The 22,443-nt window shown below is 72.7% G+C and carries 14 protein-coding genes; 5 read left to right on the top strand and 9 right to left on the bottom strand.

All coding sequences use genetic code 11. The annotated features are described in order from the left end of the window. Positions 1–5: 5 nt before the first annotated feature. Entirely contained in the window at positions 6–749 is a 744-nt protein-coding gene (locus ADL15_RS32210) for a DUF3152 domain-containing protein (RefSeq protein ID WP_198171105.1), read from the bottom strand. Between the two features lie 137 nt (positions 750–886). On the opposite strand from ADL15_RS32210, the gene ADL15_RS32205 reads away from it, so the two are divergent. Continuing rightward, positions 887–1,201, top strand: a complete 315-nt coding sequence (locus ADL15_RS32205) for a hypothetical protein (protein ID WP_067699041.1) — start codon at positions 887–889, stop codon at positions 1,199–1,201. Then, entirely contained in the window at positions 1,198–3,069 is a 1,872-nt protein-coding gene (locus ADL15_RS32200) for a RiPP maturation radical SAM C-methyltransferase (protein WP_232344638.1), read from the top strand. The genes ADL15_RS32205 and ADL15_RS32200 overlap by 4 nt, the downstream gene beginning before the upstream one ends. 17 nt (positions 3,070–3,086) lie before the next feature. Here ADL15_RS32200 and ADL15_RS32195 read toward each other — a convergent pair whose 3' ends face one another. From ADL15_RS32195 to ADL15_RS32180, 4 genes are all read right to left on the bottom strand, one after another. Beyond that, positions 3,087–4,739, bottom strand: a complete 1,653-nt coding sequence (locus tag ADL15_RS32195) for a S41 family peptidase (RefSeq protein ID WP_067699038.1) — start codon at positions 4,737–4,739, stop codon at positions 3,087–3,089. 27 nt (positions 4,740–4,766) lie between these two features. Next, positions 4,767–5,345, bottom strand: a complete 579-nt coding sequence (locus tag ADL15_RS32190; RefSeq protein WP_083972016.1) for an RNA polymerase sigma factor — start codon at positions 5,343–5,345, stop codon at positions 4,767–4,769. A gap of 102 nt (positions 5,346–5,447) precedes the next feature. Next, positions 5,448–8,306, bottom strand: coding sequence for an AfsR/SARP family transcriptional regulator (locus ADL15_RS32185; RefSeq protein ID WP_067699034.1), 2,859 nt, complete (start codon positions 8,304–8,306; stop codon positions 5,448–5,450). A gap of 94 nt (positions 8,307–8,400) precedes the next feature. Next, positions 8,401–9,204, bottom strand: coding sequence for a hypothetical protein (locus ADL15_RS32180; protein WP_067699032.1), 804 nt, complete (start codon positions 9,202–9,204; stop codon positions 8,401–8,403). A gap of 131 nt (positions 9,205–9,335) precedes the next feature. On the opposite strand from ADL15_RS32180, the gene ADL15_RS32175 reads away from it, so the two are divergent. Further along, a complete protein-coding gene (locus tag ADL15_RS32175; RefSeq protein ID WP_067699030.1) occupies positions 9,336–10,892 on the top strand; it encodes a trypsin-like peptidase domain-containing protein in 1,557 nt (518 codons plus the stop codon). 81 nt (positions 10,893–10,973) lie between these two features. Here ADL15_RS32175 and ADL15_RS32170 read toward each other — a convergent pair whose 3' ends face one another. From ADL15_RS32170 to ADL15_RS32160, 3 genes are all read right to left on the bottom strand, one after another. Then, the gene (locus tag ADL15_RS32170) at positions 10,974–12,935 is read right to left on the bottom strand and encodes a DUF4153 domain-containing protein (RefSeq protein WP_157441732.1); all 1,962 of its coding nucleotides are present in this window, start codon (positions 12,933–12,935) and stop codon (positions 10,974–10,976) included. 204 nt (positions 12,936–13,139) lie between these two features. Continuing rightward, on the bottom strand, positions 13,140–13,709 hold the full coding sequence (locus ADL15_RS32165) for a carboxymuconolactone decarboxylase family protein (protein ID WP_067699027.1): 570 nt from the start codon (positions 13,707–13,709) through the stop codon (positions 13,140–13,142). A gap of 112 nt (positions 13,710–13,821) precedes the next feature. Beyond that, positions 13,822–19,209, bottom strand: coding sequence for a GH92 family glycosyl hydrolase (locus ADL15_RS32160; protein WP_083972014.1), 5,388 nt, complete (start codon positions 19,207–19,209; stop codon positions 13,822–13,824). Positions 19,210–19,412: 203 nt separating this feature from the next. Between ADL15_RS32160 and ADL15_RS32155 the strand changes: the two genes are divergently transcribed. Together ADL15_RS32155 and ADL15_RS32150 are read left to right on the top strand one after the other, a co-directional pair. Continuing rightward, complete coding sequence (locus ADL15_RS32155) at positions 19,413–20,669, top strand: sensor histidine kinase (protein ID WP_067699025.1); 1,257 nt, start codon at positions 19,413–19,415, stop codon at positions 20,667–20,669. Beyond that, positions 20,666–21,349 (top strand): response regulator, encoded by a 684-nt coding sequence (locus ADL15_RS32150; protein WP_067699023.1) that lies wholly within the window; start codon positions 20,666–20,668, stop codon positions 21,347–21,349. Before ADL15_RS32155 ends, ADL15_RS32150 begins: the two co-directional genes overlap by 4 nt. Here the strand turns inward: ADL15_RS32150 and ADL15_RS32145 are convergent. Further along, positions 21,312–22,109: a CPBP family intramembrane glutamic endopeptidase gene (locus tag ADL15_RS32145; RefSeq protein ID WP_067699022.1), complete on the bottom strand. Its 798-nt coding sequence runs from the start codon at positions 22,107–22,109 to the stop codon at positions 21,312–21,314. The genes ADL15_RS32150 and ADL15_RS32145 overlap by 38 nt on opposite strands. Positions 22,110–22,443 lie beyond the last annotated feature (334 nt).

The following is a 22,443-nucleotide window of genomic DNA, read 5'->3' as shown; positions in this document are numbered from 1 at the left end:
GAAAGTCAGTCCCGGCCTCGGTCGCGGGGCGGCACCTCGTCGTCGTAGGCGCCGATCCGGCCGCGGTGCCGTTCGCCGTTCAGGTACGGCCACGCGTTCGCGGTGCAGCCGTGCAGGCCGAGGGTCTGCTGCTGCATCACCGGTGCCGGGTCGCCCTCGGCCGGGCACCGTTCGTGCGCCTGACCGAGCCGGTGGCCGACCTCGTGGTTGATCACGTACTGGCGGTAGGCGTCGAGGCTCGCGCCGTACCCGGGCACGCCTTTCGCCCAGCGCGCGACGTTCACCACCACGTCGTCGTGGGTGCGGCAGGAGGTGTAGCCGTCCGGGGCGCCGGCACAGATCGCGTCGCGGGTCTTCGGGGTGACCAGGCGTACGGTGAAATCCGCCTCGGCGCCGGGACCGACCCGCTGCAGGCGCCACTCACCGCCCGCCGTCCAGCTGCGCGGATCCCGCAGCGTCGCGGTGACCACGGTGGCGAACCGGGCGGCGGTGATCCCGCGGATGTCGCGTTCCACCACGACCCGGTAGCGGAGCAGGTCACCCTTCTTCTTCCCGGCCGGCGCCGCGGTCTCCCCCGGCGCGATCGCGAACCTCTGGCCGCCGGCGGCCGGGTAGGTGATCCTTTCCGGACTCGCCGCCGGGCTCGGCTGGGTCGCCGCCGGGCTGCGCGGCACCGTCGCCGGTGGCTGCGGCGCGGACGGGCCGGCCTGCACGGCGGTGCCACACCCGGCCAGCAGGACCAGTGCCACGGTCGGCGTCCATCGTCGAGTTGCTCTCACGGTTCCCTGACGTTCCCGGGCGGATCATGGTTGCCTCGCCGCGGGAAGTCACCTGAGCGACACACGTGCCGTGACCGCGCGGCTACGATCGGCCTCCGGAGGTGCACATGCCCACCACGTCGTATACCAAGCAGGAATTCTTCGAGCTGCTGACCGATCTCAACCGGCTCACGGTGAAACAGCGGCGGCTGGTCGAGGCTCTGCTCCTGGACGCCGTCCAGAAGGCCGAAGCCATCGGGGACGAGGTCCGGTTCGTCCTCGAAGCGCCGGACGTCCCGGGCTTCGCCGACGGGGTGTTCGACATGGCGCCGCAGTTCGAACGCGCCTTCGCCGAGGGCCCGCTGCCCGAGGAACGGCGGGCGCGGGTGGCGAAGGTCGGCAACGTCGTCATCTCGGTCGACCTGGGAAACCTCGACCTGTGAGCGCCGGGCCCGGGGACCGGCCGCTCGAGGACGACCGCCGGGCCGCCCTCCCCGTGGTCCTGGTCGCCATGCCGTTCGCCGACCTGTACCGCCCGTCGATCCAGCTGGGACTGCTGACCGCGATCGCCGGGCGGCACGGCTTCCCGGTACGCACCCTGCACGCCCACCTCGAGTTCGGCGCGCAGATCGGCGCCGGGCTCTACCAGTCGCTGGCCCTGCACCGGGGCCGGATGACCGGCGAGTGGCTCTTCTCCGCGGCGGCGTTCGGCGGGTCAGCGCCCGACCCGGACGACCGGTTCCTCGCCGACTTCGCCACCGAGCTGCCCGCCCCGCCGGACACGCTGCGCGAGCTGCGCACGGTCGCCGTGCCGGCGTTCCTCGACCGCCTGCTGGACACCGAGGACTGGGAGTCGGTACGGGTCGCCGGGTTCACCTCCACGTTCCAGCAGAACGCCGCGTCGTTCGCGCTGGCCCGCCGGCTCAAACAACGGCACCCGGGCATCGTCACGGTCTTCGGCGGCGCCAACTTCGACGGCCCGATGGGCGCCGAGTACCTGCGCCGGCTCGACTTCGTGGACGTCGTGGTGACCGGCGAGGGCGACACCGTGCTCCCCCGGCTGCTGGACGCGCTGGCCGCCGGCGGCGACCCGGGCCCGCTGCCCGGCGTGGCGCACCGGCTCGGCCCGTCGATCAGCGTCACGCCACCGGCCGTGGTGCCGCACCGGCTCGACGACCTGCCGTTCCCCGACTACACCGAATATTTCGCCCGTGCCGAGCGGCTCGGGCTGATCAGCACCGCGGCCCAGCGTGACGTGGCGATCCCGTTCGAGTCGGCCCGCGGCTGCTGGTGGGGCGAGAAGCACCACTGCGTGTTCTGCGGGCTGAACGGCACCACGATGCGCTTCCGGGCCAAGTCACCGGACCGCGTGCTGGCCGAGCTGACCCACCAGGCCCGGCGTTACCGGGGCTTCCGCTTCGAGGCGGTGGACAACATCCTCGACGCCGGCTACCTCACCACCCTGCTGCCCCGGCTGACCGAACAGACCACCGGCTTCGAGATCTTCTACGAGGTCAAGGCCAACCTCACCCGCGGCCAGGTCCGGGCTCTCGCCGACGCCGGGGTGCGTGCGGTGCAGCCGGGTATCGAGTCGCTCAGCTCCACGGTGCTGCGGCTGATGCGCAAGGGCGTGCGCGCCGCGCAGAACGTCAACCTGCTGCGCTGGGCCCGGTACTACGGCATCGACGTGTCGTGGAACATCCTCTGGGGGTTCCCGGGCGAGCAGGCCGGCGACTACGCCGGTCAGGCGGCCGCCGTGCCGCACCTGGTCCACCTGCAGCCACCGGACAGCGCCGGGCGGATCTGGATGGAACGGTTCAGCCCGCTGCACACCGACCAGGCGTCGTTCCCGGTCCGCCACCGGGCGCCGGAGCGCAGCTACCGGTACGTCTACCCGGCCGCGATCGACCTCGACGAGGTGGCCTACTTCTTCGAGTACGACCTGGCCGGCGCCCTGCCCGACAGCGCGTACGCGGACCTGGCCCACGCCGTCACGACGTGGCAGGCGACCTGGGCGCAGGGCCGTACCCCGGCGCTGCGCTACTGGTCGGCGCCGGGGCTGGTGCAGATCCACGACGCGCGGTGGCCGGGCCGGGAGGGGACGTACACGTTCGACGGGATCCTCGCCGACATCTACCTGGCGGTGTGCGACCGCCCGGCCACCGTGACCGGCATCGGCCACCGGCTCGGCGGGGCGACGCACCCGCAGCTGATCCGGGAGGCCGTCGCCGAGTTCGGCCGCCGTGGCCTGATGTTCCTCGACGACGGCCTGGCGGTGGCGGTGGCCCTGCCCGCCACCGGCGGCCGCTGACCGCGGGGCGCCACGGCTCAGGACACCCAGGTGTTCCGCTCCCGGAGCAGCCGCGCGGCGTACGCGATCAGATCGACGTTGCGGTCCAGCAGGTCGCACCGGGTCATCTGGTGGAGGGCGTTCCTTCGTACGCCGAAGTCCTCCAGCAGCCGGCCGTGCTGCATCCCGGTCCGCAGCGACCGGCGCACCGCCACGGTCAGCCGGGCGCCCCGGGGCAGCGGCGGGAACGGGCCGGTCGGCCAGATCTCCCGCAGCTGGCCGTGACTCCAGACGTTGGCGCCACCGGCCCCGGTGCTCTCGTCGACGCCGAGCACCGTGCCCAGGGTGTTGTCCTGGAACCCGGCGGCCAGCATGTCGGTGGCGCTGTAGCTCAACGCGTCGGTCACCAGCACCACCCGGCCGGGATAGTGCCAGGCCGGGCGGCTGAGCTGGGAGAGCGGGAACGCGGCGCTGAACTGCGTGCCGGTCTCGCCCGACTCGGCGATCGAGGGCCGCCACAGCGTCAGATCGTTGGACCGGCCGCACAGGTCGTAGGTGGCCGGCGAGTTGATGAACTGCATCGGCTCGGGAGTGATCGGCCGGTCGGTCAGCAGCTGCAGCAGGCCCTCGGCGACCTCGATGTATCCGCCGCCGTTGCCCCGCACGTCCAGGATCAGGCCGTCCTGGGGCAGCAGCTTGAGCAGTCGCGTGATCTCGGCGAGGAAGCCGGCCACGCCGACCTTCTCGGTGTAGAACGACGTGATCCGCAGCTGCCCGACCTGGCCGCCGCCGGGCAGCGGCACGATCCGGGCCTTGAGCACCCGGTCCAGACCATCCGCAGCGCTGTCCGGGACAGCCTCGTCGAGCGAGGTGTCCCGCAGCAGATCGGTCTTGATCTCCCGGGTCAGCTCGGTGCGCAGGCTCATGCCGAGCCCCCGGGCGGACCCGCCACCGACGATCTCCGGCGGCAGGGGCGGCGACTGCTCCACCCACCACTCGGCCCGGCAGCTCACGGTCTCCGGCCCGGCCGGCCGGCCGAACCGCCACCAGCGGCGCTCGCTCTCCGGCCGCTGGTACTCGATGTGCACCCAGTTCTCGGCCGGCAGCGGTGACAGCGCCACGTGGCGGGTGGTGAGGCTCTCCAGGCCGCGGGCGAACCGGGCGGCCGGGTTGCCGCCCGCCTCCACCTCGGCGTTCTGCCGCACGGCCACCTCGATCGGCATGCCGTTCCAGTTGATGACCTCCGCGCCGACCGGGATCTTTTCCTGGTACGTAACGGTCCTGGACTTCGACACGACGAAGTGCGGCTTGCCCTTGTCGTCCCAGTACCGCTCCAGGGTGAAGCCGAGCAGTGCCCGCCCGCGGTGCGGCTCCGGCGGGATGTAGGTGGTGTGCATGTCCCGCAGCCCGTCGAAGATCCGGCGCAGTTCGCGGTGGAACGCCGCCTCCGGCATGCCCTGCTGATCCCGGCGGGCCAGCAGCCGCAGCTGCTGGCTCGCGTCGATGCCGTACATGGCCCGTTTCTGGGGCAGGTGTACGTAGACGTCGTCGATCAGCGTCCGGGCCTGCTCCACGATCAGCCGCCGCTCCGCAGAGGTCAGCGGCTGACCGTCGACAGCGGTCCGGAAGTTCTCGAGCAGGGCCGGTTCCTTCGGGCCCAGCGCCGGGACGAGTGTGGTGGTGTCTGACATGACGTGCACCTCCGGAAATCGTGAGAGTCAGGCGCAGAGGCCCAGGTCGGCGGGGACGACGCCGGTCTCGTCGAGCAGCAGCCCGAGCCGGTGCAGCGCCCGCTGCCGGACCGGGCCGATCGCGCCGACCGGCATGGACAACGCGGCGGCGATCTCCTGATAGGACCGTTCACCGTCGGCGAACAGCGCCCGGAGCAGGTCCGCCTGGCGGGCGGGGAGCAGGCCGACCGACCGCCACACCGTCGCGGCCAGCTCGGCGGTGACCACGGCACAGTCCACCGCGGCGGCCCGGTCGGCGACCAGGGCCGGTAGGTCGTCGACCGGTGTCTCGTACCGTTGCCTTTGCAGGATCCGCAGGCAGTTGCGTCGCATGGTGGTGGCCAGCCAGGCACCCACCCGGTCGTGGGAGTGCAGCGCGCCCACGTGGTGCACCAGGGCGACCCAGGTGGCCTGCATGGCGTCCTCGGCGTCGCTACGGCTCAGCCGGAACCCGGCGGCGACCGCACGCAGCCGCCCGCTGTGCTCCCGGACGAGGGTCTCCCAGGCCTGCTCGTCACCCGCTGCCGCCTGCTCGACGATTCGGCCGGGTTCCACTGTCCCAGACATGACATCTCCTAGCTGTCGGCATCGCGTCCCGTGCGCATCACGGAACCGACAGCAGCGTCGCCGGGGACGCTGGAGCGATCACTGGACCGCGCCCTGGAACGGCTACGGATCGGGCAGTCCAGCGAGGGCCGGCGGCGAGGTGACGTCGCTCAGGGCGTCGAGTTTCGCGCGGACCCGGGCGACGTCCGGGTGCCGCAGCCGCCGGAAGATCGTCAGCGCGTGCCGCCACGCCTCGCCGGCCGCCTCGGTGTCCCCGGCCGCCATCGCCGCGTCGCCCAGCGAGGCCAGGGTGTCGGCCTCGTTGTACCGGTCGTCGAACTCCCGGTACAGCTGCAGCGCCCGCTGGTAGCAGTCGGTGGCCCGGTGCGCCTGACCGGCGTGCCGGTACAGATATCCCAGGCTGTCCCAGGTCTCCGCCTGCCCGAACCGGTCGTCGGTGGACAGTTGCAGGTCGAGCGCCGCCCGGCAGTACCGCAGCGCCTGCTCGTGGTCGCCCAGCTTGATGTGGAACCAGCCCACCGCGTTGAGGGCACGCGCCTCGCCGCTGCGGTGCCCGGCCGAGCGGAACAGCTCCAGCGCCCGCTCGGCGTGATCCAGCGCCTCCCCCGGGCGGTCCAGGTTGTCGAGCCGCCAGCACATCTCGCGGTGGGTGTGCGCCTGGCCCGCCAGGTCGCCCAGCTTGGTGTACTGCTCCAGGGCCGCGTTCAGGTACCGCGCCGACTCGTCGTGGCGGCCCAGCCGGATGCAGACCCGGCCCAGCAGCCGCTGCACCAGGGCTTCGTACCCGGGGCCGCCGTGCCGCCGGGACGTCTCCAGCGCCTCGCGCCACTCGCGCCACTGGCCCTGGTATTCCAGGAACGGGCTCAGCTCGCAGATCAGCTGCCAGCGGTGCGGCTCGATCCCGGCCTCGACGGCGGCCGCCATCGCGGCCATCAGGGCCGGCCGTTCCCCGGCGAACCAGTCCAGTGCGGCCTCGTGGCCGACGATCCGTTCCGGATGCACGCCGGGCTGGATCGCCGGCAGCTCCAGCGCGACGTCGACGTGCGGGTTGAGCAGCAGCTGGGCCCGCGCGGCGGTGTGCAGGTAGTGGTCGAGCAGCCGGCGTACCGCGATCTCCCGCTCGGCCGGGGCGTGCTGCGCCTCGGCGAGCTCGGCGGCGTACGCCCGGAGCAGGTCGTGGAAGGCGAACCGGCCCGGCATCCGCTCGGTGACCAGGTGGGCCCGGGCCAGCTCGTTCAGCGGCCGGCGCGCCTCGGCCGGTGGCAGGCCGGCCAGGCTCGCGGCCGCCGCCGCCGAGATCTCCGGGCCCGGGATCAGGCCCAGCAGCCGGAACAGCCGGGCCGCCGGCGCCGGAAGTGCCTGGTAGGACCAGGAGAACACGGCCCGGATGTCGGTCATCGGATCACCCGCGTCGAAGGCGTCCAGCCGCCCCCGGACCTCGCGCAGCTCGGCGGCGACCCGGGCCAGCGGGAAGGTGCGCCGGCTCGCGGCGTGCGCCGCCGCGATGGTCAGGGCGAGCGGCAGCCGCGCGCAGGACTCGACGATGTCGTCGACCGCCTGCGGCTCCGCCCGGGTACGGTCCGCGCCGAGCCGCCGGTCCATCAGGCCCCGGGCCTCGTCCGGCGCCAGCAGGTCGAGCGCGACCGGAACGGCGCCGGCCATCACCAGGCCGGGCAGCTCGTTGCGGCTGGTCACGATCACCAGGCAGCCGGGGCCGCCGGGGATCAGTTGCCGCACCTGGTCGCCGTCACGCGCGTTGTCCAGCAGGATCAGCGCCCGGCGGTCGGCCAGCAGGCTGCGGTACAGGGCGAACTGGCTGGCCGTGCTGCTCGGCAGCCGGTGGGCCGGCACACCGAGCCGGTCCAGGAAGCCCTGCACCGCGTCGGCCGGGTCGGTGACCGGCACCGCCGGGGCGAAGCCGTGCAGGTTGACGTAGAGCTGCCCGTCCGGGAAGAGGTGGCGGACCCGGTGTCCCCAGTGCACCGCCAGCGCGGTCTTGCCCACCCCGGCGGTGCCGGTGATCGCCACCACCGCCGTGCCGTCCTCGGCGAGCCGGCCGTCGGCGAGCAGGGACGCGAGATGCTCCAGGTCCGCCTCCCGGCCGACGAAGTACGGGGACCGGCGCGGCAGCTCGGCCGGCACCGCCGCCAGCTCCGGCCGGGTGGCGGCCTCCGGCTCGGCGGCCGCGCCCAGCGACGGATCACCGCTGAGGATCTGCTCGTGCAGCCGGCGCAGCCGTACGCCGGGGTCCACGCCCAGCTCGTCGGCCAGGTGCCGGCGCGCCTCCCGGAACGCCTCCAGCGCCTCGGCCTGCCGCCCGGACCGGTAGAGGGCCAGCATCAGCAGGCCGCGCAGCCGCTCGCGCAGCGGGTACGCGCCGACCAGCCGGCGCAGCTCCAGGATCGGATCACGGACGGCTCCGGTGGTCAGGTCGACGTCGATGCGCTCCTCGATCAGGTCGACGCGCAGCTCGGCCAGGCGGACCCGTTCGGCGTCCAGCATCGGGCTGCTCAGCCCTTCGAAGGCCGGGCCGCGCCAGAGCCCGAGCGCGGCGTGCACGGCGCGGGCGACACCCGGCAGGTCGCCGGCCGCGCGGGCGGACCGGGCCTCGGCGATCAGCGCGTCCAATGACGACAGATCCAGGCAACCGGCCGGCACGGCCAGCCGGTACCCGGCGTCGGTCCAGGTCAGCGCGTTCTCGGCGCCGGGCGATCCGGCCTGCAACATGCGGCGCAGGCCGGAGATCCGCTTCTGCAGGAGATTTATCGCGTACGCCGGCGCCGCCTCACCCCAGACCGCGTCGATCAGGCGCTCCCGGCTGACCCGCTGGTTCGGGTGCAGCAGCAGGACGGCCAGCACCACCCGCTGTTGCGCCGTACCCGGACTCAGCTCGTCATCACCGTGCCGGACGAGCAGAGGACCCAGGGCCGCGAATCGGATCGACCCCCCGGGATCGCCCATGATCGTCTCCTGCCGCTGAGCAATCGAGTCCAAGCTATCCCGAATCGCTGCGGCAGTCAGTCGTCCTCCCGGCGGTCCTCACCCGCCGGGTGGCTCAGGTGACGCGACGCTCGGCGGCCGCGTCGTTGTCCGCGCGGGCCTGCTCGCGGGTCTCGGGCAGGACGCAGACGTGATCGTCGGCGACCGCTTCGCGCCAGACGAAACCGGTCAGGCAGGTGTCCGGCCCGTACGCCCCGCCGGCCGGGTCGCGCCGGTCGCCCGCGGCGGCGTTGTCCACGGCCGCCTGGTCGCGGGTTTCCGGCGTGACACAGACCTGGTCGCCGGGCACCGCTTCCCGCCAGACGTAGCCGGTGAGGCAGGTATCCGTCTTCTCCGAAGGCGAGGGCGAGGGTTCGGGGCTGGGCGTCGCGCTGGGCAGCACGGTCGGCGTCACGGTCGGCTCCACACCTCCGGCCGGCACGTTCTCGCCGCTGGTGCCGTTGCGCTGGTTGCTCTCGTCGCTCTCGCTCAACGCGAACGTGCCGGACCGGTCCTCGGCTCCCGGGATCACCGGCTGGCCGGCCGCGCCCTCGGTCACCTTGACCCCGGTCAGTGTGATGGCCAGCGCGGCGACGCTGAGGATCAGGATCGCGGCGGCCCGCACCCGGCCGTGCTCGCCGGTCAGCTTCGTCGAGAAGACCGTGCTGACCACCGGGCCGACCGCGGCCCCGGCCAGCGAGCCCCAGGGGCCGCTGCCCATCGCGGTGGTCAGGATCGTCCCGACCAGGGATCCGCCGACGGCCAGCAGCAGGGCGGCGCCGGAGAAGCCCGGCGTGTCCTGGAGTTCCTGCCGCAACGACGGCGGCGTGTCCGCCCCGCCGGCCACGGTCACCGGCCGGCCATAGATGCGTCCGGACATCGGTACCCCTCCCATCAGGCTGACGTTCGGGAGGTAGAGGCGCCGGCGGAGCGACCCTGATACACCGGCCGCGTATCAGCGCGGCCCGCCCGGAACTCAACGCTCTGTTCACACGAGAAGGGCGATACGTGATGACCAGCGAACTTCCGCGTCTGCTCGTGGCCGGCCCGATCGCCGCGCTCCTGCTCGGCATCGCGGCGCCGGCCGGGGCCGCACCGGCCGGCACGCTGCCGGCGGTCACCCCGGAGCAGCGGGCCGTCGAGCCTGTCGAGCCCGCCGTCGTCATGGTCCGCAGCGACTGGACCGTCCTGGTGACCGGCTACGTCCGGGGCCGCACCCGATCGACCCTGGTCCGCTTCGACACGGCCTGTTCCGGAACTGTCGTCAGCGGCACCGGGCACATCGTGACCGCGGCGCACTGCCTGACCGCCAAGGACCACCGCAACGCGGCCATCGCCGGCGCCGTCGGTGACCTCGTCGACCGGGGCGTGATCCGGTCGAGCCGGCGGGACGCCGTGTACCAGGACGCGATCACCGGCACGGACCGCTGGAAGGTGACCGACCCCTACTCGTCGGCGGCACCCGAACCGGACGTGCGGGTCCAGCTCGGCGGCGGCCCGGCCGGTGACGCATCGGTCAGTGTCGACGCCCGGACGCTCGACACGCTGTCGTGGCGTCAGGGTGACGTCGGATTGCTGAAGGTGGAGCGCGGCGGCCTGCCGGTGGCGTCACTCACCGGGCACGACGCCGTGTGGGCCGGCCAGCCGGTCGTCACGACCGGCTACACCGGCGGCGCTGAGGGTGCGGTGAGCGGCCGGATCAGCGCGCCCGCCGGCACCGGCACGTCCGGGCCCGGCCGCCTGTTCTACCGGACCAGCGCACCCGTCACGCCGGAACTGAGCGGCGGCCCGGTGGTCGACCTGGCCGGCCGGGTCGTCGGCATCGCCAGCCGCCGGCCGGCCGACAAGACCGGCTTCATCGTGCCGGTCGAGACGGTCAGCGGGCTTCTGGCCTGGCACAACGTGTCGAACCGGCCGGGACCGATCGACACGGCCTACGCGCACGGGCTGGACGCGTTCCACCGCGGCTACTACACCGACGCCGTCAAGGACTTCGACCGGGTGCTGGCCGCCATGCCCGCGCATCACCCGGCGGCGGAGAAACGCCGGCAGGCCGTCGAGTACCGCTCCCGCTACGGCGACCCGTCGATCCTGAGCGGTCCGTACCGCACCCGCGTCCTGCTCGCCGCCGGTGCCGTACTGCTGGCCCTGCTGGTCGCGGTGGTCCTGGTGCTGCGGCGCCGAGCCGCGCAGGATCCCGGCACACCCGAGCCGCCCGCCGCCGAACCGGTCAGGTCCCGGCCGGTCCCGGCCGGCCCGCGACCGGCCCGGATGGACGAACCCACCGAGACCATCCCCGCCCAGGACGACGACCGGACCGCGTTCATCCCCGCGCTCCGCGACGCGTTCGCCCGCTGGCAACAGGACGACCGGCCCCGCTCGTGGTCCGGCCCCGGTGACACCCGGGCGACCGCGCCGATCCTGCCCCGATGCCGCTGGTGCGGCCGGACCCACCCGCCCGGCGCCACCTACTGCCCGTCCTGCGGCCGCCACCTCACCGACCACTACCCGTCCGACCGGCAATCCGACGGCGCGGCACCGTCCGCCACCCACGGCCCGCCCGCCTGACGACCGACACCCGGCGCCGGACAGACGGCGAGCCCGGACCGCTGAAGCGGAGGCCGGGCTCGCCGAGGGTGTGCGGGTGGGTCAGCGGCGTTTCTTGGGCAGGTCGAACTGGTCGGCGGCCCGGCAGTCGGCGTGATTGCCGATCGCCGACTTGCCGAGCTTGTCGAGGGCGTCCCGGGCCCGCGCGCGGCCGAGGTTCCACGCGTACCAGGGGTCGGGCTCTTTCAGGTCGTCGGCGATCCAGCTCAGCGTGCAGCGCCGGACCGGGTCGGGCAGGCGGGTCAGGGCCGGGGTCGCGTCGGCGGAAAGGGCCCGCAGGTACCAGGCGTCGATCTTGCCGGTGGCCTCGTAGCGGACGGCGTTGCGGCTGGCCGCGTAGCCCTCCGGGTCGAGGACCGCGAGGCCGAGCAGCATCAGCACGGCGAGAGCGACGGTGGTCTGCGGGATCCACCGGCCCTGCCAGCGGATCCCGGCCACCGCGATCATCACGAAGATGACGCCGAGCAGGATCTCCGACGACATCACGAAGATGCGCTCGCCGGTGAAGCTGTAGACCCGCTGGTACTCCCACATCCGGGACAGCGCCGACACCACGATGACCACGCTCAGCGCGCAGAGCAGGCCGAGCAGGACGCGGAGCAGGATCCGTTCGATCGGCTCGTCCCGCTTGGCCCAGCGGGCCAGCGCGGCGAGCAGGGCCAGCGAGAGCAGCGTGACCGCGACCAGCTGCCAGAAGCCGCTGCGGGCGTACTCGGCGTAGCTGAGCCCGGAGGTCTTCGGCACGTGCCCGGAACCGCCGAACAGCGAGGTGAACTGCACGACCACGAACCCGGCGAACAGCAGGACCAGCGCGGACGCCATCGGCGCCCACTCGACCAGGCCGAACCGGCCCCGGCCCGGAGTGTCCAGGCTGGACGTCGCGGGCGGCGCCGACAGCGTGTAGATGCCGGAGACCGCGACCAGGCCACCGACCACGGCCAGGAAGATCCACTGGAACACCGAGCCGACGTTGAAGTCCGGCACCGCGTCGTCGAGCCACTCCGAGAACACCGCGTCGGCGGAGGACAGCAGCGCGCCGAAGACGAACAGGACCACGAGGGTGAGGCCGGCCGAGAAGCCGATCCGCCGGGCGATCCCGGTGTTGCGGCTCGCCCGGACGTGCTTGCGCACCCACGGCAGGCCGCGGAACGCCGCGTACGGTGCGGCCACCAGGCTGAAGAGGATCGACCGGACGAGCCGCCCGCCCACGATCGCGAGGGCCGCGCAGCCGAGCGCGCCGAGGACGCTGAAGGTCACCAGCCACCACGCGTTGCGGAACGCCGGCACCAGGAGCAGGGCGAGCGCCGCCGCGGCCCATCCGGACCGGATCCAGCGTTCGGAGTGCGGCAGGTCCGCGGAGCGCCGGACGGCGGCCACCACACCGGCGGCGAGCACCAGGAAGCCGAGGAACCAGCCGATGCCGGTGCGGCCCAGCGGCACGAACGCCGCGACGCCGAGCGCGCCGGCGAGCACGCCCGCCGGGACGGTCCAGCCCTTGACCGCGACCGGGCCGGGCCAGTGCTTCTCCCGGAACGTCTGCCAGGCGGTGGGCTGCGGCTCGTAGCGGCGGTAGGGGTGCACCGGCTCGCGGGCCGCGTTCGGCCGGGTCCCCGGTGCGGAGGAGACCCGCGCCGGAACCGGAGCGAAAACAGCCGGCCGTTCCTCGTCCACGTCGTCTTCAGCCGGAGCGACAACAGGAGCAGGAGCGGCAGCAGTCTCAGCCGGGGCCTCGGCAACAACCGGGGCCTCAGTAACAACCGGGGCCTCAGTAACAACCGGGGCCTCGGGAACAGCCGGCTCAGGCACCACCGACGGCGCTGGCACCGAATCGGCGACCCGCGGCACCGCGGCGGGCGACGCCGCGGCCGCGGGCTGCAGAGCGACCATCGGTACGAACAGCGCATACCCCCGAGTCCCGGCCGGGATCTGCACCGGGATCGCCCACGCGGTCTCCCCGTCCGCACCGGGCCAGACCATCGACGGGATCGCGTCGGTCGGGGGCATCACCAGCAGTTGGGGCGCCTCGGTCGCCGCGGGTCTCGCGGCATCCGTCGGAATACGTTGCTCGGGTGGCGGCTCTGCCACGGAACCCTCCTCGATCGATCGGTTCGCACACTGTAGGGCGCGCGAGCCTGATTTTCTACGTTGGGACGGGTCCGTTCCGCCGCGACGTTTTCGAGGGAGGTTAGCAGGGGTGTTCAAGTCCCGTCAGCGCTGCACCGGGATCCCATAGCCCTGCTCGACGATCCGCTGTGCCATCGGCGTGTAGTCCTCGGGCGCGGGCGGTGCGAACGTCCCGAGCCCGTCCACATAGCGGTTGAACATGCAGAACGCAGCCGCGATGAGCACCGTGTCGTGCAGCTCGAGGTCGGTGGCGCCCTCGGCCCGCGCCGCCTCGATCAGCTCCGGGGTGACCGCACGGCCGGTCTGCTGGACCGCGCCGGCGATCCGCAGCAGCGCCTTCAGCTTCGCCGTCACCGGCGCGCTGTCGAGATCGGCGCGGACCTGCGCCACGATCGAGGCGCCGTCGGCGGTGTCCGCCGCGGCGTACTGCGCGACCGCGAACGCGGTGTGCGAGTTGCAGCAGAACTCGCACTCGTTCCGGCCGGACACGTACGCCGCGATCAGTTCCCGGTCCGCCGCCGGCAGCGAGTGGGGCGCCCGCAGCAGCACCTCGGCCAGCTCGTTGAGCGGCTTCGCCGTCTCCGGCCGGTAACTCATCGGTCCGGTGATGCCAGGGAAGGTCTTCTCGTCCACGCCGAGATCGATGTATGCCATGCGCCGACTCTGGCAGCCACCCCAGGTCAGCCACATCTTCCAGCGTGCTCGGCGAACAGGCCGGTGGGCCAGCCATGATCATGGCTGGCCCACCGGCGGGCAGGGGAAACCGTCAGTCAGTGACCGTGAACGGCACCTCCACCGTGGTCGCCGAGTCGGTGCCGGCCAGCGTGACCCCGGTGACGCCCGGTGTCGCCGCGCCCGGCACGCTCACCGTCGCGCCGGAGACGACGCCGTCGCCGTTGGCCCGCAGGGTGGTGACGGTCAGCCCGGCGCCGAAGCTGCCGGTGACGGGCTCGTTCGGCGCGAAGCCGGAGCCGTCGACGGTGATCGCCGTGCCGCGCGGTCCCTCGGTGACCGAGAGCGTCACCTGCGGGGCGTACACCGGCGGCGCGGATTCACCGGTCAGGTCGACGGTGGCCGCCCTCGCGGACGCCGTGGTGGCCTTGCCGACGGTCACCGTGCTGGTCACCGTGCTGCCGGTCAGCGTGTCCCACGCGGTGACGTGCACCGGGTAGGTGCCCGGCTGGGCGTACGTGTGGGTCCCGCTGATCGCTCCGGCCGCGTCGACCGTGGCGTCCTCCGGAACCGTGCCGTCGCCCCACTGGACCCGGGCGTGATAGCCGGTGGTCCCGGCGACCCCGCCGGTCACCGTGCCGAGGGTCGCGGTGAGCGGTTGACCCGCGGTCGCTGTCTGGTCCTTCGCCGCCGAGACGACCAATGGGGTACGCGGGGTGCCGTCGTCGGCGACCACGAACACGTGGATCCGTCCCGCCGAGCCGGGGTCACCGGACTGCGTCGGGAGCGTCACCGAGACGAGCGTCTTGCCGGCCGGGATGACGTACGGAGCCGTCGCGAACAGGAACGGCTGCGCGCTGTCCCGGTCCGAGCCGTGCAGCCGGTATTCCGACTTGGCCACCACGACGTTCCCGTACGAAGGAGTGCCGTTGGGGTTGCCCCCGAGCGTCCAGTCGCTCATCTGGATCGGGATGCTCGCGGTGCTCCCGTCGCTGAACGTCGCCGTGCCGGTGGTGCTCTGGTTGCCCTGCGTCCCGGCGCCGATGAACGCGATGCTCGTGGCGTCGGCGGGCAGGTTCAACGCGATCGTCTTGCCGTTGCCGATCGCGTTGTCCGGCTGCCCGGCCGGGGTGGCGGGCAGCGTGAACCGCAGCCCGGTCCCGGGGACGGTCACCGGCTTGCCCTGCGTGACTCCGGCCGCCGCGAGCGCGGCCCGCGAGTACGCCCAGGTCTTCGCGTCGCAGTTGACGCCGAGCACCCCGTCGTCACCGATGCAGACGGTGTCGAACGCGGCGGTCAGACCGGACTCCGGCGTGTAGGCCACGTCGACACCGACCGTCGCCGAGTCCTGGCTGGTCCCGTCGGCCACGGTGACCGAGGCCTGGTACCAGCCGGGCTTGGCGTAGGTGTGCGTGCCACTGACGCTGTAGACCGCCCGCGAGCTCAGCACCGTCGTGCCGGTGGTGACCGGCGTGCCGTCACCCCAGTCGACGGTGGCCTGGTACTCGCTCGCGGTGCCGCCGGTGACGGTGGCCAGCGGAACCGACACCGCGGTACCGGAGCGGGCCGGCACGCCTGCCACCCCGTCCACGGTGACCGAGCCGCCGCCGATCTGCACGTCGCCACCGGCCAGCAGCTCGACCTCGGCGAGGTTCGCCTGCTCGGCGCCGGTGGTCTTGCTGACCGCCAGCCGGAACTGCTTGAAGCGGCCCGGACGGTCGATCCGGAAGGGCCGGGTCTGGTTGCGCCAGGTGAACACCTCACCCCTGCGGGAGTCCACAGTGGTCCAGGTGATCCCGTCGCGGGAGCCCTGCAGCTTCCAGTCCGCCGGGTCGCCGGCCTTCGCCCCCGAGGTGAGGGTGTAGTAGGTCGGCGCCTGCTTGCCGCCGCGGTACGCCCAGGTGACCTTCGGCGTGGCGTCGGCGAACGTCAGCTGGGTCGACGACGAGTCGTCGAACAGCTTCGCGGCGTCCTGGCCACCGGTCGCGGTCGCGGTGCCCAGACCGGGGCCGGTGGTGTCCTGCAGCGGCTTGGGGGCCTCATCGCCCTTGGTCAGCGACTCCGGCACGTCGTTCCGGCCGGTGCCCCAGGACGACGGCTTCGGGCCCATCCGGAACTCGACGGTGCCGCCGCGGGTGAAGACCGACGAGTCGATCGACACGCCGCGCTGCGTCCGGCCGTTGACCTCGACGCTCTGCACGTACACGTTCTTGGTGCTGTTGTTCGCGGCCTTGACCACGATGTCACCGGTCTTGCGGTGCACGGTCATCTGGCTGAACTGCGGTGAGCCGATCACCCAGTTCTCCGAGCCGTTCTGCAGCGGGTAGAGGCCCAGCGAGCTGAGCACGTACCAGGCGGACATCTCGCCGTTGTCCTCGTCGCCCAGGTAGCCCTGGCCGATCTCACCGCCGACGTAGAGCCGCTGCATGATCTCCCGCACGACGGCCTGCGTCTTGGCGGGCGCGCCGGCGTAGTCGTACATGTAGGGGATGTGGTGCGAGGGCTGGTTGCTCATGCCGAGCTGACCCAGCCGGACGGCGCGGGCCTCCAGCATCTCGTGGATGGTGCCGCCGTAGCCGCCGGGACGGTCGGCCTTCTCCGGGGTCGCGAAGAACTCGTCCAGCTTGTCCTGCAGCGCCTTGCGTCCGCCGTACAGGTTGGCCAGGCCCTGACCGTCCTGCTGGGCGGTGAACGCGTAGTTCCAGCCGTCGGTCTCGGTGTAGACGCCACCCCAGTCCAGCGGGTCGCCGTTCAGGAACGTGCCGGCCGCGTCCCGGCCCTGGAAGAACTCCGACTTCGGGTCGAACAGGTTGACGTAGTTGCGGGCCCGCTGGAGGAAGTACTTCGACTCCTCCTTGAGCTGCGACCGCCGGGCCTTCGGGGTGGCCGGGTCCTCGGCCAGCGCGGCGCCCATGTTGCCGATGCCGTAGTCGTTGATGAAGCCCTCGAGGGCCCAGGACACCGACTCGCCGGTCGAGGTCGGCGTGTAGCCGAGGAACAGCGAGGTCTCGATGCCCTTGCGGCCGACCGCGCTGCGCCCGGAGGCGACCGTCGCGTCCTTGACCGCGGAGTCGTACGCGGCGAGCGGGTCGGGGAGCTTGACCCCGTTCAGGTACGCCTCGGCGAACGCGACGTTCGCGCTGGTGCCGGTCATCAGGTCGGCGTAGCCCGGTGACGACCAGCGGGCGACCCAGCCGCCGTCGCGGTACTGCTGGACGAAACCGTCAGCGATCTTCGCGGCCACGTCCGGGTAGAGCAGCGAGTAGGCCGGCCAGACCGTGCGGTAGGTGTCCCAGAAGCCGTTGTTCACGTAGATCTGACCGTCGACGATCTTCGCGCCGGTGGTGGTCGCGGTCGACGTGCCGGTCGGTGCGGACACCGGGCTCGCGTACTGCCAGTGCGGCTTCGCGGCGGTGCCGGTGTTCTCCGACTGGGAGTTCGGGTAGAGGTTCAGCCGGTACAGGTTCGAGTAGAGCGTGACCTGCTGAGTCTCGGTCGCGCCGCGCACCTCGACCCGGGCCAGCCGGTCCTTCCAGGCCGCGGTCGCGGCGGCGTGGATCTGGTCCAGGCTGCGGCCGGTGACCTCCAGGTCCAGGTTCTTGCGAGCCTGGTCCACCGAGAGGAACGACGTGGCGAACCGCAGGGTCACCTGCGGGCTGGTGGTCAGGTCGAAGGTCGCCGAGGCGGCCGCCGTCACGGTCGGCGCGCGGTCGAACGTGCCGGCCACGAACATCCGGCTCCGGCCGGCGGACAGGCCGGAGCCGTTGTCGACCCAGCCGGTCACGGTGCCGTCGGCGCCGAGCGTGAACGTGCCGTTCTGCAGGACCAGGCTGCCGGTCGTGCCGCCGGCCGGGAAGCCGAACTGCATGATCGCGCCGTGGTCGGTCGGCGCCATCTGCGCGACCAGGCCGTTCTGCAGGCCGACCCGGTAGTAGTCGGGCCGGGCGATCTCGTCGTCGTGGCTGAACGCCAGGGCCCGGGTGCCCGGCGCCCCGGTGAGGTTGCCCCCGGCCGGGACCGGCATGACCGACATCTGGTTGCGGTCGCCCATCCACGGGCTGGGCTCGTGCGACACCGCGAGACCCTGCAACAGCGGCAGGTTGGCCGCGTTGTTGTCGCGCTGGTAGACGTACTCCCACGAGTTCGAGGTCGCGTTGGTGACCGGGGTGAGGAAGTTGAAGCCGTTCGGCAGCGCCGCGATCGGCAGGTTGTTGCCGCGCGAGAACCCGCCGGAGGCGTTGGTGCCGCGGCGCGTGTCGACGAAGTTGGTCAGGCTCGAGCCGTCGATCGGCGCGGGCGTGCCGGTGACCGTCACGTCGTCGAGCCAGCCCTGGAAGCGGGTGGTCGCGGTGGCGGCCGGGTTGTCGTACGCCAGCAGGATCCGGTCGATCGTCTTACCGTTCGCGACCGCGCCGAGGTCCGACTGCACCGCGTTCCACTCGTCGGCGAAGAGCACCTTCGACGTGCCCTGACCGGACCCGGTGAGCGCGTTGCCGTGCTGGTCGACAGGTGACCGCTTGCTGAGGTAGCTGCCGTCGGTGAAGTGCAGGTCGACCGCCGCGTACGTGGACGGGTACTGCAGGTTCTCCCCGGTCAGCTCCGGAAAGATCCGGTAGCTCAGCCGGGACTTCGGCCCGACCGGGATGTTCACGTCGAAGAGCCGGTTCGTCGCGTACGAGCGCCCGGCGGTGTCGGCGCCACCGGCGTACCGCAGTGACGCGACGCCGCTGAACCCGGCGCTCGGCAGCATGTTGGCGCCCCGCACCGGTCCGGCGCCGACCGTGCTGACCATCGGGGTGGCCGGCGGGCGGACGTCCGTACCGTCGCTGATGTCCCAATCGGCGAGCTGGATCAGCGAGTCACCGGAGTTCGCGGTGATGTTCAGCCGGTAGTACGCGTACGCCGTGGTGTTGGTGAACGTGTAGGTGTTCGTCGCGAACCGGCCGCTGAAGCTCTCGCCGGCGCGCTTGTCCAGGTCGGTCCAGTCGGCGCCGTTCGCCGAGCCCTGCAGCGCGAAGTCCTTGGGGTCGCGGCTGGCGGCGTCGTTCGCCGAGGTCAGCGAGTACTTCACCACGGTGGTCGGCGCGGCCAGCTGGTAGGCGGCCCAGCCGGTCCGGCTGAACACCAGCCACTTGGTCGAGCTGTCACCGTCCTTGAGCTTGACCGCGGTCTCGTTCGGCGCGTTCTCGGCGCTCGCGGTCACCGCGGTGACCTTGTCGAGCACGCTGCCGGGCAGCCCGGTGCGGATCGAGCCGGTCAGGTTGCCCTGCAGCGGCGCGCCCTTCGCGTCGAGCTCGGCGGTGCTGGCCGCGGGTTGCGGGTCGGTGGACTCGAACGAGGAGCGGAAGTCGCCGGGCCGGGGCGCCGCGGTGGCCGCCGAGGGGACGGCGAGCAGTCCGAGCGGCAGCAGCAGCGCACCGGCGACGGAGATCCATCGTCGAGGCGGGTGGGAGGCAGCGAGGGGGCCGCCGATCAACGTCATGCGTACTCCAAAGGAGGCAGGCACAGTGGACACCTGGATCAGAGATCGTCAGCCTCACCCCGCTATGACAACGTTGTCAAGGACAGAATCGAAATCAACTGGAAACAAAGGTTTGGGTGCCGAATCGCGGATTTCGGCGGACATTAGGCTGGCTGCGCCGCTCGGGGCACGGTCCGGGCGAGGGTACGGCGACGAGGGGGACAGTGGACCAGCGCACGTTCCTCGCGGCCCGCGCCGACCGGTGGTTCCGAGCCCGCCCGGTACGCCTCGACCTGCTGCTCACCGCCCTGACCTGGCTGGTCCTGGGCTTGCCCGGTGCCGCCCTGGCCGGCGCCACCGGGTTGCTGGTCGCCACGGTCACGATCGCCCCGCTGGTGCTCCGGCGGCGGTTCCCGGTCGTCGTGCTGTGCTGGTCGGCGGCCGCGTTCGCCGGTCAGCTGCTGCTCGTGCCGATCCCGCTGCCGGCCAACGCGGCGCAGGCGATCGTCGTCTACACGGTGGCCGCGCACGTCGGCTCACCGGTCGTACGCATGCTGGCTCTTGCTCTTGCCGTGACCGGCTGCCTGGCCGGCGGACTCCGCTGGAGCACCCCGCCGGACCAGACCCGCAATGCCCTGGTCATCGGCGTGACGCTCGCGGTCTGCTCGGTGCTGATCGCGGTGATCGGCGAGCTGGTGCGCGGCGGCCGGGCCAACGTCCGGGAGCTGCACGAGGCCCGGCGGCAGCGGGACCGGCTGGCCGAGCAGCGGCGGCGGATGCTCGCGGCCGCGGAGATCCACGACATCGTGGCGCACTCGCTCACCGTCGTGATCGTGCAGGCCGACGCGGGCGGGTACGCCGCCGGGACCACCCCGTCGTGGCGGCCGGCCGACGCCGGGGCGGTGCTCAGCACCATCGCGGGCACCGCGCGGACCGCGCTCGCCGAGGTGCGCGGGGTCATCGCGATGCTGCACGAGCCGGAGTCCGCCGAGGAGCCGCCCGGCGTCGCGGTGCACCGCGACGACGTCCAGCGGCTGGTCGACGCGGTGCGCGCCGCCGGGCTGCCGGTCGTGGTGACCGGCCCGCCCGCCTGGTTCGACGAGGTGCCGGCCGCGGTCCGGCTCGCGGTCTTCCGCACGGTCCGCGAGGCACTGACGAACGTCCTCAAGCACGCCGGCCGGGACGCCACCGCCCGGCTCACGGTCGAGCGGCACGGCGACGCCGTCCGGGCCACCGTCGAGGACGACGGCCGAGGACCCGACACCACGCCGCCACCCGGCCGCGGGCACGGGCTGGCCGGTCTGCGTGAGCGGCTGGACGTGCTCGACGGCGTGCTGGAGACCGGCCCGGCGCCGGACCGCGGATTCCGGGTCTCGCTCACCCTCCCCGGCGTGTTCGGTCCGGACCCCGGCTGGTTGTCAGGGGTGCCTCGAGACCCTCGAGGCACCCCTGACAGCCAGCCGGGCGGCGGTGACCGGTGAGCGGCGGCGAGCCCGTCCGGGTGTTCCTGGTCGACGACCAGGAACTGGTCCGCGCCGGTTTCGAGATGATCCTGCGGGCCACCCCCGGCCTGCTCGTCACCGGCTCGGCCGGGGACGCGCACACCGCGATCGCCCGCCTGCGCGAACCCGGCACCCGGGCCGACGTCGTCCTGATGGACATCCGGATGCCGGGCCTGGACGGGGTGGCGGCCACCCGGCAGGTGCTCGCCCTGCCGGACCCGCCGCGGGTGGTCATGCTGACCACGTTCGACGCGGACCACCTGCTGGTCGCCGCGCTGCGCGCCGGTGCGGCCGGCTATCTGCTCAAGGACGCCGGGCCGGCCGAGCTGGTGGCCGCGATCCGGGCCGCCGCGGCCGGTGACGCGCCGGTCTCACCCCGGCTGGTGCGCCGGCTGATCGACTCGTTCCTGGCCACGCCGCCGCCGGAGCCGGTCCCCCGCCCGGCGCTCCCGGCCGGGCTGGACCGGCTCACCGCCCGGGAACGGGAGATCCTGGCCGCGGTCGGGCTGGGCCTGACCAACACCGAGATCGCGGCCCGGCTGGGCGTCGCCGAGTCGACCGTCAAGACCCATCTGGGATCGGTGCTGCGCAAACTCGCGCTGCGCGACCGGGTGCAGGCGGTCATCGTGGCGCAGACGATGCACCGGCCCGCGCCCTGAGCCCGATCAGCGCCGCGCACCCGGCGGTGCCGAGCAGCACCAGGAACCCGGTGTCGCCGGCCAGGTACTCGTTGACCAGCACCGGGTGGTCCGTCCTGATCGCGTACGTGCTCAGCACGGCGAACGTGACGTTGTGCGCGAAGTGGGCCAGCACGGCTGGCCAGACACTGCCGGACGCGCTGCGGAACCGTCCGAACAGGACCGAGAACGCGAGCACCGTGCCGGTGAACAGCGCGAACACCAGCCACCGGTTCCCGTCCGCGTGGTAGTACGGCGTGAACACGATGTACGGCACGTGCCAAGCGACCCAGACCAGGCCGACGACCAGCATCGCGGCCCGCTCGCCGAGGAAGCTCAGCCGGGGCTGCAGATAGCCGCGCCAGCCGAGTTCCTCACCCAGGGCGAGCACCGGTCCGGTGATGCCGAGCGCGAGCAGGTCGCGCCACCAGCCGGCGCCCGGGGCGGTCCATTGGGCGTACCCCAGAAGAACGGTCGTGGCGACCGCGGCCAGCGAGACGCCCGCGGTCGTGAGCAGCACCAGTGGCCAGTGGCGCAGCCCGAGCCGAGCCAGACCGAGCCGGCGCCACCCGGCCCGGGAATACCCCTCGCGGGTCACCACCAGCATCATCAGCAGCGTGACAAGCAGCGGGGAGAAGGCCAGAACCAGTCCTTCGGCGATCGTCGCGGTGCCCGCGGACACCGCGAGGACCAGCACGATGAAGGTGACCGCGGTGGCGCGGCCGGAGAGATGGCGGAACAACGGAACCTGCTTTCGTCAGCGGTCCGCTCAGTGTTCGCAAGTCGCGACGCGCCGCCTTCCCCCCACGATCCGATCTTCCGGGCGGCTCTCCGCCCCCGGGACTAGGACCGGGGGCCGGGACCGCTTTTGCCCAGCCGGTAGCTGCCGATGGGTCGGTGGAGCGACGACGAGGAGGCAGCGTTCGTGACGCAGACCCTGCCGAACCGCGCCGACCGGGACGAACCGGCTGGCCCGGGCCGACGCCGCCCTCTACGCCGCCAAACGAGCCGGCCGCAACCGAGTCTTCGTCTCCAGCACCCGCTAACCCAACCCCCATTTTGGTACGCATACGGAG

This window comes from Actinoplanes awajinensis subsp. mycoplanecinus, from assembly GCF_001509495.1.
In the GTDB taxonomy this organism is placed as follows: domain Bacteria; phylum Actinomycetota; class Actinomycetes; order Mycobacteriales; family Micromonosporaceae; genus Actinoplanes; species Actinoplanes palleronii.
This window is presented reverse-complemented; position numbering and strand designations above follow the sequence as displayed.